This is a genomic window from Sulfuriflexus mobilis (assembly GCF_003967195.1).
GTDB lineage: Bacteria > Pseudomonadota > Gammaproteobacteria > AKS1 > AKS1 > Sulfuriflexus > Sulfuriflexus mobilis.
Genome location: NZ_AP018725.1, coordinates 463274 through 478387 on the forward strand (window position 1 = coordinate 463274; position 15114 = coordinate 478387).

General features: G+C 53.0%; 20 protein-coding genes. 14 read left to right on the forward strand and 6 right to left on the reverse strand.

Annotated features, from left to right (window positions below):
* The first annotated feature begins 44 nt into the window (after positions 1-44).
* The 7 genes from EL386_RS02300 (at position 45) to EL386_RS02330 (ending at position 5146) form a co-directional block, all read left to right on the forward strand.
* Positions 45-755, forward strand: coding sequence for a hypothetical protein (locus EL386_RS02300; RefSeq protein ID WP_126452888.1), 711 nt, complete (start codon positions 45-47; stop codon positions 753-755).
* 100 nt (positions 756-855) lie between these two features.
* A complete protein-coding gene (locus EL386_RS02305) occupies positions 856-1479 on the forward strand; it encodes a hypothetical protein (RefSeq protein ID WP_126452890.1) in 624 nt (207 codons plus the stop codon).
* A gap of 72 nt (positions 1480-1551) precedes the next feature.
* Positions 1552-2187: a hypothetical protein gene (locus tag EL386_RS02310; protein ID WP_126452892.1), complete on the forward strand. Its 636-nt coding sequence runs from the start codon at positions 1552-1554 to the stop codon at positions 2185-2187.
* 124 nt (positions 2188-2311) lie between these two features.
* Positions 2312-2896 carry a hypothetical protein gene (locus tag EL386_RS02315; RefSeq protein ID WP_126452894.1) on the forward strand — a complete coding sequence of 195 codons (585 nt, stop codon included), beginning with the start codon at positions 2312-2314 and terminating at the stop codon, positions 2894-2896.
* A 94-nt stretch (positions 2897-2990) separates the two neighbouring features.
* Positions 2991-3236, forward strand: coding sequence for a hypothetical protein (locus EL386_RS02320; protein ID WP_126452896.1), 246 nt, complete (start codon positions 2991-2993; stop codon positions 3234-3236).
* A 365-nt stretch (positions 3237-3601) separates the two neighbouring features.
* Entirely contained in the window at positions 3602-4267 is a 666-nt protein-coding gene (locus EL386_RS02325; RefSeq protein WP_126452898.1) for a hypothetical protein, read from the forward strand.
* A gap of 39 nt (positions 4268-4306) precedes the next feature.
* Entirely contained in the window at positions 4307-5146 is an 840-nt protein-coding gene (locus EL386_RS02330; protein WP_126452900.1) for a hypothetical protein, read from the forward strand.
* A gap of 225 nt (positions 5147-5371) precedes the next feature.
* Here EL386_RS02330 and EL386_RS02335 read toward each other — a convergent pair whose 3' ends face one another.
* Together EL386_RS02335 and EL386_RS02340 are read right to left on the reverse strand one after the other, a co-directional pair.
* Positions 5372-5587, reverse strand: a complete 216-nt coding sequence (locus EL386_RS02335; protein ID WP_126452902.1) for a DUF2798 domain-containing protein — start codon at positions 5585-5587, stop codon at positions 5372-5374.
* Positions 5584-6003, reverse strand: a complete 420-nt coding sequence (locus tag EL386_RS02340; RefSeq protein ID WP_126452904.1) for a carboxymuconolactone decarboxylase family protein — start codon at positions 6001-6003, stop codon at positions 5584-5586. The genes EL386_RS02335 and EL386_RS02340 overlap by 4 nt, the downstream gene beginning before the upstream one ends.
* Before the next feature lie 218 nt (positions 6004-6221).
* Here EL386_RS02340 and EL386_RS02345 point away from each other — a divergent pair, with 218 nt between their 5' ends.
* Positions 6222-7112, forward strand: a complete 891-nt coding sequence (locus EL386_RS02345) for a LysR family transcriptional regulator (RefSeq protein WP_126452906.1) — start codon at positions 6222-6224, stop codon at positions 7110-7112.
* 19 nt (positions 7113-7131) lie between these two features.
* Here the strand turns inward: EL386_RS02345 and EL386_RS02350 are convergent, their stop codons facing one another.
* Positions 7132-7674, reverse strand: coding sequence for a DUF2058 domain-containing protein (locus EL386_RS02350; protein ID WP_126452908.1), 543 nt, complete (start codon positions 7672-7674; stop codon positions 7132-7134).
* 196 nt (positions 7675-7870) lie between these two features.
* On the opposite strand from EL386_RS02350, the gene murU reads away from it, so the two are divergent.
* The 3 genes from murU to EL386_RS02365 are packed head-to-tail and all read left to right on the forward strand — an operon-like array spanning position 7871 to position 10984.
* Positions 7871-8545, forward strand: a complete 675-nt coding sequence (murU, locus tag EL386_RS02355; protein WP_126452910.1) for an N-acetylmuramate alpha-1-phosphate uridylyltransferase MurU — start codon at positions 7871-7873, stop codon at positions 8543-8545.
* Complete coding sequence (locus EL386_RS02360; protein WP_126452912.1) at positions 8538-9968, forward strand: glutamate-cysteine ligase family protein; 1431 nt, start codon at positions 8538-8540, stop codon at positions 9966-9968. The genes murU and EL386_RS02360 overlap by 8 nt, the downstream gene beginning before the upstream one ends.
* Positions 9968-10984 (forward strand): M14 family metallopeptidase, encoded by a 1017-nt coding sequence (locus tag EL386_RS02365; protein WP_126452914.1) that lies wholly within the window; start codon positions 9968-9970, stop codon positions 10982-10984. Before EL386_RS02360 ends, EL386_RS02365 begins: the two co-directional genes overlap by 1 nt.
* A gap of 4 nt (positions 10985-10988) precedes the next feature.
* Here EL386_RS02365 and EL386_RS15560 read toward each other — a convergent pair whose 3' ends face one another.
* Together EL386_RS15560 and EL386_RS02370 are read right to left on the reverse strand one after the other, a co-directional pair.
* Positions 10989-11162 carry a hypothetical protein gene (locus EL386_RS15560; RefSeq protein WP_172597583.1) on the reverse strand — a complete coding sequence of 58 codons (174 nt, stop codon included), beginning with the start codon at positions 11160-11162 and terminating at the stop codon, positions 10989-10991.
* A 57-nt stretch (positions 11163-11219) separates the two neighbouring features.
* Complete coding sequence (locus tag EL386_RS02370; RefSeq protein ID WP_126452916.1) at positions 11220-11504, reverse strand: hypothetical protein; 285 nt, start codon at positions 11502-11504, stop codon at positions 11220-11222.
* A 163-nt stretch (positions 11505-11667) separates the two neighbouring features.
* Here EL386_RS02370 and EL386_RS02375 point away from each other — a divergent pair, with 163 nt between their 5' ends.
* The 3 genes from EL386_RS02375 to EL386_RS02385 all read left to right on the forward strand — a co-directional run bounded on the left by EL386_RS02375 (position 11668) and on the right by EL386_RS02385 (position 13694).
* Positions 11668-12072: a GFA family protein gene (locus tag EL386_RS02375; RefSeq protein ID WP_126452918.1), complete on the forward strand. Its 405-nt coding sequence runs from the start codon at positions 11668-11670 to the stop codon at positions 12070-12072.
* Positions 12073-12176: 104 nt separating this feature from the next.
* The gene (locus EL386_RS02380; protein WP_126452920.1) at positions 12177-12545 is read left to right on the forward strand and encodes a glyoxalase superfamily protein; all 369 of its coding nucleotides are present in this window, start codon (positions 12177-12179) and stop codon (positions 12543-12545) included.
* 141 nt (positions 12546-12686) lie between these two features.
* The gene (locus tag EL386_RS02385; protein WP_126452922.1) at positions 12687-13694 is read left to right on the forward strand and encodes a dienelactone hydrolase family protein; all 1008 of its coding nucleotides are present in this window, start codon (positions 12687-12689) and stop codon (positions 13692-13694) included.
* Positions 13695-14034: 340 nt separating this feature from the next.
* On the opposite strand, the gene EL386_RS02390 is transcribed toward EL386_RS02385, so the two are convergent.
* Entirely contained in the window at positions 14035-15072 is a 1038-nt protein-coding gene (locus tag EL386_RS02390) for an IS110 family RNA-guided transposase (protein WP_126452924.1), read from the reverse strand.
* Between the last annotated feature and the right edge of the window lie 42 nt (positions 15073-15114).

Consider the following 15114-nt stretch of genomic DNA (forward strand, 5'->3'; position numbering starts at 1 on the left):
AAACACAGGTGCTCACCATAGAGTAGACAAGAAAGGAAATAACAATGGGGATGAACTACACGCTGGTAAACATCAATGCGAACACAGCAAGCGCCGTGTTGGTGAAAAACCTGCTAGACAGCAAGCCAACTAGCCCCTGTACTACATCTGCGACGACGCCTGAACCAACATCTGAACCGGCGCCGACGGCCGTGCCTAACTTCGTCTACACCCCGTGGCAACTTTTGAATCCATCGTTCGGTGCCGAGGAGATGTTCACCTACAACGACGTGCTATCCGTTGTGATCAAAAAATCCTCGTCGAGCGGGACCATCCAGAGTAAACATACTCAAGTTTATCCCGGCAGCAGTTATATGGTGGTGATTGGTGAGAATGATATCCAGGTTGTAAATGATCGTCCAAACGGAACTGGCTATGTCGAAGTCACCACGCCGACCCCGTCAGTCGATCCCTACAGCCTGGACATCGAGTGGTATCTGAGCAGCTTAAACGTGGCCGATGGCTCGAAGATCGGTATCACCCGGAATATCGGTGCCGACACCAGCGCCTTTTTCCAGCTCGACAACGGCACGCTACTTTTTATGCCGGTCTCGGACAATAAGCAAACACAGACCTATGCGCCAGACAAAGTCTCCGCAGCGACGGCCTATCAGCCACCGAGCTATGCCACCGGCATCAAGGTAACGCTTCAGGCCGACGAGGCCGGCAAATTCAATTACACCTTCGATCAGCCAAATGCCCTCGAGCCAGGCTAGCCGACGAATCACTTCATCTGGCGTCGGGAGAGATACCGGACTCGGCTTCCTGCGCCGTTTTTATCTAGAGAGTCCATACCACACAACCAAGGAGTAAGAAATGGCTACCAAATTTAACGTCAACATGGACGTGGAAGACATGCAGGGCAAGACCGTCCTGGTCTTCCTCAAGCCTCAGAACCCCCAACGCAACTTCATGATCCATGCCTGGCAGGTGCTCACCGGATCGGCCGGCTCGACCGAGTCCTTCTCGTACGAAGCGATCATGTCCACTGACGTCAGCAGCATCGGCGTCAACAACAACACCATCATCTCCGGTCGGCAAACCATTCAACCGGGCCAACTGTTGTCGGCGGTCAGCCCCAACAGCCTGTCGCCGATGTTGCAAGAGGCCCCCACCTCGCTGGCCCAGGCCAAGTTGACCCCACAGCAATGCGGTGTGATCAACCAGACCAACCCGTTCATCCAGTTCAACAGCAACTGGTATGTGAACGACAAACCGGTGGTGACCATGCCCTACGTCGATGCCAACATGACGGTGAGCTTCGAATACATGCCGAACTTCTACTTCATGGTGGCTTCGCCGCCCCTGATCGGTCAGACCTACATCGTCCAGAACTTCTCGGACATGACCCAGTACGTGATGCCGATCACCGCCACAGAGGTCGACGTCAGCCTGACTCGTAACCAGGGTCTCTGGTCCTTCGACTTCGCCGCGACATAAGCGCCGCGCCGGATGGCCTGTCCATGGACAGGCCATCCGGCAATTCTGGTTACCCGAATACAGGCAAACACCATGATCGAATGCAGGGTTCATTCCAACGTCACCGACATGCAAGGCAAGCGAGTGCTGGTTTTTCTTCGGCCGCAACGGCCGATAACCAGTTGTCATATTCATGCCTGGCAGGTCCTGGACATCTCGTCGGGCGCAACGGCCAGTTTTGATTTTGATCCCAAAGTTAGTGCATGTCTGCTTACGCAGGGAAAGGGTAGGGATAATCCCACCCGGTCCGCCGCGCAAATTATCCACCCCGGTCAACTCTTCCTGGCCACACGTCCTGACAGCCTGTCGCCGACCCTGGAACCGGCCCCGACAGGCATGGCTATCGCACGGCTGACCCCGTATCAATCCGGCGTTTACAACCAGACCTACCCCTACACCAGCGTCGATTGTGTCTGGCACGTCAGCGGCAGCCCCGTGGTCACTATTCCTAATCTGGATTGGGGCATGACGAGTGCCTTTGAGTATGTGCCGATGTTCTATTTCATGATCGATGCCCCGCTCATTGCCGGGGAGAACTTCACCGTTCAGGCCTTTACCGATATGACACCGTATCGGGTGAGCATGGAGACGTCATCGCTTGATGTTTATATCACGCGCGACAAGGGGCGCTGGATGTTCAATTTCACTACTGACCTGGATGACGAGTGAGGCAAAGCCTCAGTTCACATTATCAACGGCCCGAACGTCATACGACTGCCAGGCATGAGCTGGATAGACCGCAGATGCATACCACGGCATGCATCATTCGAACCACGATAGCAGGAGTAATATCATGAACAAACCATTCCGCATTATCACCGGCATCGACATCTGCTTGAAACCGATGAGCCACACCTGGAAAACCAGTCTTGGCTCATCCATGATGGCTGCCCTCGCACTCTATATATTGATCGCGGTACTGCTGGCGACAAATGCCCAGGCGGACATTTACCGCGGTATGCGAATCAACGACGCAGACCAACCACAAGTCGCCAACACGGCGCTGGGTCTGGGTGTACGGGATGCCGATGTCGTGCTCCAGGATGACATCGTCCTGCCTAACAACCCCGATACCGACGCGCCTCAAGGCACCTCGGTGGTCACGGCCAATCCCTGTGAGCTTCCTGGTTTCACGCGCCCCGCCGGTAACAACTGGAACGGCACCGGCAGCGCCACTGTCAGGGTCTGGGTCATGGATGAGGTGGCCCACCTGCCGGGCACCGCGCAGGTGCAAGCGGCAGCCATAGAGGACAGTCCGAATCACGCCGTGATCAGCACCGCTGGCGTCGGCCAGACCTTGGCCAACTTCCGTGTAATTGTCGGCAGCACCCAGGCACACTGGGCGGTTGTGCCACCGCCTGACGAGGCTTGCCCATAAAAATTACAGCCAGGGAAAACGTTGCTCCTCGCTTCGGGTGAACCGCGAAGACAAGGTAGCAAGGTGGGGCATGGTGAGTAAAGGGAGACACGTCTTGGTGGGCTATTGTGAGAACTGCCTGACTAGCGGCGTTTTCACTTTCGCCGAACTCCTGTCCTGCATCCTTGACAGCAACGCTGCCGGACTCAGTAAGGCCGAGATCGTCGCCATTCTCAATGGTGTGCTGCAAATCCTGGAGGCGCAGGGACGCGATGCGGAGTTCGAGATCGTCGCCGAACTTGTTCAGCGCATCAGCGGTTTTTTTTCACCCCATGGCGTTATCCATCTAAAGGATACCTAATAACAGCAAAGCCAGGGCCTTAATGTATTTCGATAACAAATAATTAAGAGTGATACGGTTCTGCATGGCGACAGTAATCGCCTCCAGAACAAGATGTCCGCCATGGGAGACCCTGTCGTCGCGGATTTCCTGTTCACGGACATCTGATAAGAGCTATCCCGTGGCAATAACGCGCTGGGCTACATCGAAAACCTGTTTGATGACCGTGCCGCCTTCAGCGGATATCGACCTCGACGAACTGTTTACTGCGCCAAATTTGCAAGAACCCTCTTACGTAACCTCTGCGTCCTGCCTGGTTTCACAGACCCGCGCATAGAAACGTCCTAATGGTGCCGACATGACCGGTATTTTCAGGGAGTACTCACATGCAAAAATCATCTTTATTCATTGTTCTGGCCACAACCTGGCTATTCATTTTCTCCGACGCCAGCCTGGCCGCCCGCGGCTATGAAGGTTATTACGACACCGTTGGCGGTACACCCTGGTTTGACGGGGCAAAGTCCACCATTGACTATCAGAACACAATTGTTGGCTCGATCGCGATTGCCGTCTGGAGTGGCATAGATAATGGCGGTACTGGTGGCATGAAATGGTTTCAGGGTGGCTGGGCCAAATGGCACAATGGTAATCCTCGGATCTATTGGGAGTTCACGGACAAGAATGGGAATTACCAGCGCGGCTATGACGTAGCCCCGGCCGCCTCGGAAACCTATGAGCAAAGCCGCAATGGGGCCAACGTCGAATGGAAACACGGTGTCACAGTTTACAAGACTGTGGCCTGGAACAAGTTCGACACCATTGAGTTTCGCAAGGTGCAGTACGGCGCGGAGATGCTCGATTCACCGAACGATCACACACCAGGTAGCGCCACCAGCAAAAACAACTGTGCCGCCTCCACCGCGCGCCGTGCCGGCGCGGCCTTCGCCTTTACCGGCCTGGCCAATCAACTCAACAGCGCGACCAACGGCCATGTCGAGACCTACCTGCCTGTGGGCAGTGGCAATTTCCGTACCTGGGACGATCGCGACTGACCCGCCCTACAACTCATCAGACCTTAAAAGGATAGTCCTATGCACAACCAACGTTGCACTACCTGGTATCTCCTGATTCTGTTGCTGGTTCTGGCCCCACTCAGCCACGCTGACAAAGTGACGCAAAACAGGGTCGGCACACTGAGTTGGGAAAGTACGCGTGTGCCGCCCACCATTTCGCTCAACGAGGCCAACCGAGCCGCCGCCAAGTATCTTGGTCTGACCGCCACATCCGATCGTAGCGCTTTCGTGCAAATCACCGATTCTACCCGCTATGGCAACGTGGCGCAGACCGTCTTCCCCGGCTGGCAACTGCATTACACCGGCATACCTGTTGCCAATAAAAACACCGGTGCATCAAGCTTGGTTAACTTGACCGTGTTGATCGACGGCAGCACCGGCCCCGATGGTCGTCCGACCAAGGCCCTGGTTGCGGCCATAACCGACATCAACCAGGCGACCTGGCTGCCGCCAATACTGCCCAAGCGGGACTATACCCAGGCCATGCAAGATGATGGCTGGCAGGTCGATCGCCTGCCGTCCACCCCGCTCAACTCGAATGCGACACAGTTGTTTGCCGCACTGTGGGCCAACAACGGCATTGATCCCGCTCAGGCCGGTCAGATATTGCTACGGCCCATGCAGGTCACTCTGGCCCTGCCGGCTAAGCGTGATAGCAGTGGTCGTTTGCAGCCCTTGCAGCCGAGCGGCATCTACTGGATCGCGCTTGTTACCGGTACCAAAACCCACATCATTACTCCCCCCGACTCGATTGTACCGAGCCCGGCAACCACCCGCGACGAGCGTTACATGACGGGCCTGGTCGCCTTGTTCAGCGACATTGGCCAGCAATCGGTGCGGGGTGTCTACCTGCCCTAGGCTGGACGCTTCAAAACATATCGCACCCCCCTAACCTGCGATGTGTCCTGTCTCCCGGGCTGCAAGGCCCGGGTTTTTTTTGCTCATCCGCAGGAGCACAACTATCTGGTTCATGCCTGGCAGGTAGTCACTTTCTATATATCTGTACGTGGCTACCAAAAATGGTCATCTTGTTTACATGGGGATTCCACTTCGTGCATTTTCTCCCCATTCAATTCTGAGAGATCACTCGCGCATTACTGCACGGGTGATCAGGCTGGCTAGGGGTCTAAGTACTAACAATGCGATAAATGCCATCGGCAAAGCAATATAAAAAGCATGCATCCAACGCTGAATGAATCCTGCATCTATACTGGTATTAACAAGTGTGATGACACCAGACATGAACAGGCTCATTAGCGCCGCCATAATCAACGAATGTATTATCTGCTCACGTGTCATGGTGCCGAGTGTTCTATAAAGCCCTGAAAGGATGCAACATAGCCTCCCTTGTTGACCGTATCCTTGCCGATTTCGGTAAAGGCGGCGTCTGGCAGGCCCTTGAAACCTAATCCCGTGGCAATGGTGTTGTATAGCTTCTGGATCGCGACCAGCGCCACGACATCCTCCACTGTCTGTTCACTCCAGCCAGCCGCAAGAACAGTTTGGATATCGTCTGGTTCGATCGAGGTGGCATCCTGATTCACCTTGAGTGCGAATACGGTTACCGGCGCGAGCATCTTGCTTCGAAGTTTGCCTGACTCAGCCCTGAGTGCACCGGTCATCCCCCTTCGAATGCCACTACAGAACTCGGAATGGTTCGCCTTACTGATTGCGGCGGCAATGGACTCGGCCTCTAACCACGTGAGTCCAGACAACCCCCGGCTCACATTGTCGAAAAACTCCACAATGGGCATGTAGCGTTTGTGATCACGCAGCAGAAGCAACAATAAATTTTGGTTGAGATCTTTGGTGTAGCTTAGATAGGACATAGTAATCCCCCCTTATGGGTCAAAATCCTGTTATTTACTCGATAAATCATGCTAACTTATGCGAATAAGCAAATAAATTAGGCAATAATGAAAGGTTTGCTTGCATGAATGCACAGGTATTGGAATGGAACGATCTACGTTTTGTCCTGGCCGTATGTCGCCAAGGCACACTGTCTGGGGCGGCCCGGGAGCTGGGCGTCAACCATTCGACGGTATTTCGACGTATCGGCGCCATCGAGGAAAAGGTCGCGATGCGCTTGTTTGAGCGGCTGCCAACCGGCTACGTCATGACGGAGGCCAGTGAGGCCATGCTGAAATCCGCCGAGATTATTGAGGCGGAAATGTTCAATCTCTCGCGCAAACTCGTCGGGGGTGACACCCGCCTGAGCGGGGCTTTACACGTCACGGCACCCGACGCGCTCGCCATAGAAATTTTGCTGCCTCATATCGTCAGCTTTTGCCGCACTTATCCTGGGATCGAACTTAACCTCTCGGTCGAAAACAGCTTTCTGGACCTCTCGCTACGGGAGGCGGATGTGGCGATTCGCTCGACCACAACACCACCAGAAACCGCGGTGGGTCGTCGCCTGTGTAACCTGGGCGCGACTATCTATGGGGCATCTCAGTATCTTGATGATCACAGCGGCGCCACGCTTGAAGAATATGCCTGGCTGATGCCGCAAAAAAACCAGGGCTGGTTCTCAGCCAATCAGTGGTTAGCACAACATCATCCTGAGGCCTCGGTCGTATTTCGCAGTAATACATTATTGGCATTGTTTGAGGCGGTAAAACAAGGTCTTGGCGTTGCACCGCTGCCATTTTTTCTCGCCGACCCAGAGGTTGGGCTCAAACGCGTTTTAGCGCCGCCGAAAGAATTTACCTCTGAACTGTGGTTGCTTACCCACCCCGACCTCAGGCGCACCGCCCGCGTTCGGGCCTTCGTAGAGTTCTTAAGAGAGGCGATTGGGCATGTACAGAACCGCATTGAGGGGTAAGCGGGCACGCATTCACAAACTACCAGGTCAGGTCATCGGGGATTTGATAGTCGGCATAGGGGTCGTCTTCATCAATGGCCTGTTCCGCATTACTGAACAGGATAATGCGCGCCGCATCGCGTTGCTGGATTTTTTTGGCAATGGCTTTGGGTACCAGTTCATATCGACTATCGATGCGGGCGATGCCTAATGTGCCCTGTGTAATGTGTTTCTTCATTTCCGCAGTGATATAAATGCGTTCAATTTTTTTCATATGCTCGAAGTTGTAGACAAGCTCGCAGTCATCACCCCGTTCTATACGGTTGGTGGTGATGAGTTGATCAATCTCTGCAGAGAGGGCCTTTTTTCGGGCTTGCTGTTCTTTTTTCTTGTTTAATTCACGATCGAGCGCGGCTTTTTCTTTTGCCGCCTGCGCGGCCTTGAGTTTGGTTTCATCGATCTCTACAGCCTTCTTTGAGCCCTGTTGTTTTTTCTTTTTATGCGCGGCATTTTTGACCTTGTTAACTTGCTGCTTGCTGACTAGGCCGGCTTTAAGTAATTGGTCCTGGAACGGGTTGCCCATGCTGTTTATCTCGTTGTTTCGGGTGTAGGTAGCCTGATAGGGGAGACCTTATCGTATTCTGACTGCCGAGCCAAATTCGCGCATGAGTACTTCTGGCTGCAGGCAGACGGTAGCACCTGCGGCGAGCTCAACGGGGCACCGCAATGGTTCAATGAAATCCTGTGCAAGGCTTTTCAGGCTTGATACTCTTTAAAGCATGAAAGCCATGATCCTTGCCGCCGGTCGCGGAGAACGCATGCGACCCCTCACCAATACCACACCCAAATCCCTGTTGCAGGTCGGCGGACAGGCCCTGATTGTGTATCACATCCTGGCCCTGCGTGAGGCCGGAATTGACGAGATCGTTATCAACCACGCCTGGCTGGGTGAACTGATCACCGACTATCTGGGCGATGGCGACCAGTATGGCGTGCAGATCCATTACTCCGATGAAAGTGGCGGGGCGCTGGAGACCGCAGGCGGCATCGTCAAGGCCTTGCCCCTGCTCGGCGAGGCGCCGTTTGTGGTGGTCAACGCGGATATCTTTACCGATTACGCCTATCAAAACCTGCCGCAACGGCCCGATGGCCTGGCCCATCTGGTCATGGTCGATAACCCGCCGCAGCACCCGGACGGTGATTTTGTCCTCAGCGCGGGTCGTCTGCGGGCCGAGGCGGGGCCGCGCCTGACCTTTAGCGGCATCGGCCTGTATGAGCCGAAACTGTTCGCGGACTGTCAGCCGGGGCCCTTACCGCTGGCGCCGATCCTGCGTGCGGCCATGGCCCGTAACGAGGTCAGCGGCGAACACTATCGTGGCCAGTGGCAGGACATCGGTACGCCCGCGCGGCTGGCCGAACTCAATGCGAGTTTAGGGGCCAACGACGATGGGTGAAGAGATTCAACGCCGTCACTTTAGCGAGGACGATTTCGCGCGTTTCAACGCCGCACTCGAAAAGGAAACGGCCCTTTTACGTTCGTGGTTCGCCCATGGCGAGCTCTCTTCACGCGAGGCCACCGGCGGCTTTGAACTCGAGGCCTGGCTGCTCGACGACCAGACCCGGCCGGCCGCCAACAACGTCGCCTATCTCGAGGCCCTGAATAACCCACTCGTGGTCCCCGAACTGGCGCGCTTTAATGTCGAACTCAACGGTACCCCGCAGGCCCTCTACGGAGACGGGCTGCGCAAGATGCAGGACGAGTTGCAGGCCACCTGGGAGGCCTGCACGGCGACGGCCCGCCAGCTCGATAACGACCTGCTCATGATCGGTGTTCTGCCGACCGTCAGGGATACCGACCTGAGCCTGGAAAACATGTCACACATGACGCGTTACGAGGCCCTCAACGAGCAGGTCATGCGGCAGCGCCAGGGTCGGCCATTGCAGCTTGATATCAATGGCCACGAACACTTACTCAGCACGCACCATGACGTGATGCTGGAGGCCGCGGCGACCTCGTTCCAGATTCACACGCAGGTCCCCATCGATGCCGCCGCCCGTTATTACAATGCCGCCATCATCGCCTCGGCACCGCTGGTCGCGGTCAGTGCCAATTCACCGTTCCTGTTCGGCCGAGACCTGTGGGCCGAGACCCGCATCCCGTTGTTTGAACAGGCCGTGGAAATCGGTGGCCTGGGTGGCGCCAGTTTTGGGCCGATAAAGCGGGTCAGTTTTGGCAGCGGTTATGTGCACGAATCGATCATGGAGTGTTTTACCGAGAACCAGCAACATTTCCCGATTCTCTTGCCCGTCGATTACGACGGTGCCGATACCGAGCTCAAGCACCTACGCCTGCACAATGGCACCATCTGGCGCTGGAACCGTCCGCTGGTCGGTTTTGATGCCGATGGCACGCCGCATATCCGTATTGAACACCGCGTGATCCCGGCCGGGCCAACCATCACCGATGCCTTCGCCAATGCGGCCTTTTATTTCGGCCTGCAACAGGCCTTCACTGAGCGTAGTGTCGGCATGGAACATGAACTCGAGTTTGCCCAGGCGCGGGATAACTTTTATGCCGCCGCCAAACAGGGCCTGCAGGCGCGACTGCACTGGGCGGGGAAACATGTACCGGTACAAACCCTGTTGCTCGAGGTATTGCTGCCGATGGCGCACAATGGCCTCGAATCCCTGAGCATCGACCGTGATGATATCAATGATTACCTGGGTATCATCGAGGCACGTATCCGCACAGGCCAGACAGGCAGTGCCTGGCAACGCCAACAGGCCCAACAACGCCATGGCGACCTGCGCGCCATGACCGCCGATTACCTATACTGGCAGCAACGCGGCCTGCCGGTTCACGAATGGGGACACTAATGCCAGATCAGTTGTTACATACACGCGAAGACCTGCCCGCGGGCCTGCTCGATTGCCCGGTGGAAGACCTGCATACGCTATTAAAGGGACCGACCCTGATCCACCTGCCGGGCCGGCGGCCGGAACCGTTGTTTGTCTCGGTGCTGTTGCACGGCAATGAGCCGGTCGGCATGCAGGCCATGCAACAGGTACTGAAACGCTACCAGGGGCAGGAGCTGCCACGGGCCCTGTCACTGTTTATCGGCAATGTCTCGGCGGCGGCAAGGCAACAACGTCGCCTCGACGGACAACCCGATTACAATCGCATCTGGGCAGAAGGGCAGACGCCCGAGCACGCCATGGCGGCCGAGGTCGTGGCGCAGATGCGGCAACGTGAGGTCTTCGCCAGTATCGATGTGCACAACAACACCGGCCTGAACCCGCATTACGGTTGCGTCAACCGTCTCGACCACCGCTTCCTGCGCCTGGCGACCAACTTTTCGCGTACCGTGGTCTATTTCACCAAACCCGAAGGCGTGCAGACCAGTGCCTTTGCCGACTTTTGCCCGGCGGTGACGCTCGAGTGTGGCCAGCCCGAACAGGCCTATGGTGTCAAACATGCCGCCGAATTTCTCGACACGGTACTGAACATGGCGCGCCTCTCAGACAGACAAGTGCCCGAGCACGATATCGACCTGTTCCATACCGTGGCCCTGGTTAAGGTGCCCACCGAGGTCTCGTTTGGTTTTGATGAGGCCGCGGGGGTAGACCTGTGTTTCGAGGCCGACCTCGATCACATGAACTTTCGTGAACTGACAGTGGGCACGGTGTTCGGCCAGGTTAAAGCGGGTGCCGCAGTGCGACTCGAGGCGATGGATGAGCAGGGTGAAGACCGCGGTGCACATTACTTCTCGGTAGAGGATGGTGTCCTGAAAATTAACCAGGCCGTAATGCCCTCCATGCTGACCCTGAACGAGAAGGTCATCCGCCAGGACTGCCTGTGTTACCTCATGGAGAGGCTGGCCTTGCCCGTGTAACGGTTTATATATAACCGCTGACATTCGGACTGATTCTATGTCGAATTTCAGTGGTAAAGCGAACAAGCAGGTTACGGTGGAAAGCACGAATCTGGTTCATGGGCTCTTCACCGCGACGTTGTTTAATATAGCTCAACTCTTCAGGTGTCAGTTGGCGAGCAGTAGTCGGATGAGTCATATCAAGCTGCCGGGCTGAGTCTTGCTAGAAATGCCAGTCAACCTCCTGACAGGCCGGTCATATTAGAAGATTACAATATAGAATCCGTATAGCATCGATACACTGATGAAATTGCCAGCCTGTAAGTCGATTTTGGCGACCTATTGCTTCAAAATATTGGGTAACGTCATTTCCCGAAAGGGTCTTGATCTGACGACCTTTTTGAGACTTAATGAAATCCTCTACACGCTTCATATACCAGCGCCCTTGCTTCTCCGATATAGAAGCTTTTTGCAGGCAGGACAGATAATTATAAAAGAAACGCGAAGTGGCGGCAGAGCTATTAATCGGGGAGTCAGACATATGAACTTTCCTTGTTATAAATGCGGGCATTTTGCCCTGAAATGTAACTGCTGCGTTAATACTAGGCCGAACAGGTCAATAGCTCAATAAGCCGCGTCGGCCTATTACTCAATAGTAACGACGCGGCCTAACAGTATATTAGGCATACAAAGAGAAACGAACAATGACAATATCTGGCTCATGCTTTTGTGGCGCAGTCACATACAAGATAGAAGGGAAATTGCGTGATGCACGTTCTTGCCATTGTTCTATGTGCAGAAAGGCATTTAGCGCTCAAGCCTCCGCGTATGCGCTAGTTGAACAAAGCGAATTTAGGTGGCTTTCTGGCGAAAAGCTTTTAACCAATTACGAGTCTAAACATGGCGCAGGTTTACAGTTCTGTAGTAAGTGTGGATCAACACTTTGTGGCACATACAAAGGTATGATTCATGGGGTTACCTTAGGGTGCGTAGATGGTAATCCGGACATAGCACTAGATAGGCATATTTTTGTTGGTTCAAAAGCGCTCTGGGAAACCGTTCCAGAGGGAGTCCCACAATATGAAGAGTTGCCGCCAGAAAATGCCTAACAACACATTCAAAACCGCAGGGCATAAACCTGCCCTGCTCGGGCGCCGCAAAATACGCGGCGCCGTTTAATTCATCGTTAGGTGCAAAATAAACTGAGGGTTTTATGAAATTTAATGGTCCAGTACCAATATTGCGTAGTTTTGACGAAGTTAAAGCCAAAGAGTTTTATGTGAAATTTCTCGGGTTCAATATAGACTGGGAGCATCGCTTTGAAAATAACACCCCTCTATATATGCAACTTTCAAAAGACGATTGCATTATTCACCTTTCTGAGCACCACGGTGATTCAAGTCCTGGGGCATCTTTAAGAATATTAACTTCAAATATAGATTCTTATCAGAAAGAGTTATTAGAAAAAAAATATAAGAATGCGAGACCAGACATTAGAGATATGCCTTGGGGTACTCGTGATATGGTTATTTCAGATCCATTTGGCAATAAGCTAATATTTAATGAAGAACAGAGCACCTAACAATCGCGTCAACTCGGGCGGCACAAATCGTCGCTCGCTATCGCTCACGCCACTTCATGCCGCCGGTTACGCGAAGCGTTATGCGTCAATAATATATAGGCAATATACAGACTGAATTATTCTAATGTGAGGAACAATATCATGTTTAATTATGGATCAGGAAATAAATACATATGTTGTAAATATTATAATTCTATGTCATTTCTTATCTTCGTAACATTTAGTTTAGCCTTTTTACAACCAGTTATGGCGGATGTTGGAAGGATTGAGCTTTATCCGATCCAGTCTATGACGTTGACTGATCAGGAATTCCTGAGGGGAAATAAAAACGGTAAACCAGTAACAATTTCAGGCGAGTTGCGATATCCGCGAAAGAAAATGAAAAAATATCCAGTTATTGTACTGGTTCATGGGTCTGGCGGGGTATCTGGTTATGTCGATGACTGGGCTCAGTTTATCAATAAAATGGGTGTGGCAGTATTTATTCTAGATAGTTTCACAGGCCGAGGTCTATATAAGGTTAATAATGATCAAAGTAAGCTTGGTAGACTAGCTATGGTAGTCGATGCTTACCGCGCATTAGATTTACTGTCAGAGCATAAACGTATTGATCCTCAGAGAATAGCGGTAATGGGTTTTTCGCGGGGTGGTCAAGTGACTTTATATTCTAGTATGAAGCGTTTTCATCGCTTGCATGGTTCTAATCATGAGTTTTCAGGATACATTGCATTTTATCCGTCATGTATAACTCATTACAAAGAAGATCAAAATATTGTTGATAAACCTGTACGAATATTTCATGGAAGTGCGGATAATTACAATCCGGTTGTTACCTGTCGAACGTTTGCTAACAGGCTAAAGAGTCTTGGAAAAGATGTTGTATTACACGAATATCCTAATGCACACCATGTGTTCGATTATAAAAAGCTGGTTAAGCCAATTGTTCTTAAGAAGGCTCAGACTACTCGATCTTGCAGACTAAAAGAAGTGGATAAGGGTGTTATTGTAAATGCCAAGAGTGGTAAAAGGTTTACTTATAAAGATCCATGCGTAGAGCTTGGGCCAACAATAGCATTTAATCACGTTGCTTATGATAAAACAAAAAATGAACTGGGTAATTTTATTAGTACATTATTTCAGCTTCAATAGAAATATTTTCTTATGATTTATTGGAGTCTTAAGAGTTAGTTTATTTGTGAAACGCATAACAAAACGTCTATGGACGCCTCCGTCAAGTAGTGAAGTAACCTTTTTATTGTCACCACGAAGATAAAGATTGCGTTCGTCTATCCGGCCTCTTAGTGGTCTTCTTATTGAGACCGGGCCAACATGAAAAATACGCCGACGAAGGGCCATACGCTCAAGAGACTTCAAGAGCCAGATTTGTTATCGGCCTTCCTTCGTCGTGATCTTATCGGTGGTGTCATGTGTGTCACTTCACTGCGCAAACCCTGATAGGCGTAAACTGTTGTCGATGCTTTAAGGTCTGTTACTGAACCGTGTAATTCGCATCGAATTCCCGCTGATGCATCCAGGTGGCCCAGAGGATACGCACGAGTTTATTGGCCAGGGCGACGGTGGCCTTGTTATGACCGACGCGTTGTTCCAGCTGAGCGGCCCAAAGCTGTAGCGCCGAGAGCGGTCTGTTGTCGTGTTGTAATCGCTTGATGCGTGCCATGACCGAGCGTGCCCCATGGATCAATAAGGTTCGCAGGTATTTATCGCCGCGCTTGGAGATCCGACCGAGATAGCGATGGTCGCCGGAGCTGAATTCGCGGGGGGTGATACCGAGCCAGGCACTGAGCTGCCGGCCGTTTTTGAATTGTGCGGGGGATTGCACACTGGCGCGCATGGCGGTGGCACAGAGCAGACCAATCCCCTGGATGTGCATAAACTGCTGAATGACGACATCGTCCCTGGCCGCCTGTTTGAGTTGTTTCTCCAATTCACGGATACGTGTCTCGATGTCGGACAGCTCCTCCAATACCACCTGTACGCTCGACTGTAACAGGGCAGGCAAGGACGGCAGCACCTCGCCGGCCGTGCTGATCGCCGCGCGTGGCCCCATCGGCACGAGCACGCCGAATTCCCGCAGGATGCCGCGCAGGGCATTGATCCGCGCCACCCGTGTGGCCTTCCATTGTTCACGGAGCCGATGCAGGCTTTGTAGGGATTGCTGGTACTCGGTTTTGACCGGCACCGGCTTGATCTCCGGGTTACGGGCGGCTTCGACGATGGCCATGGCATCACTGCGATCGGTTTTATTACGCCGCACGTAGGGACGGACATGTTGCGCAGGTAACAACGTGACCTGGTGGCCCATCGCCTTGAGGGTACGCGCCCAATAATGCGCGGTACCACAAGACTCCATCACCACCTGTACCGGTGGATGATTGACAAAAAAGCGGTAGAACTGGGTCCGATTTAAACGTTTTGAGCGGGTAACGTGATAGTGTTTATTAGCCAATGCTAATTGAAAGACATTTTTTGCTAAGTCGACACCAATTATTTTGCTAGACTTATCCATGGACGTCTCCTTTTATGTATTGTTACGTAATGGTCACATATA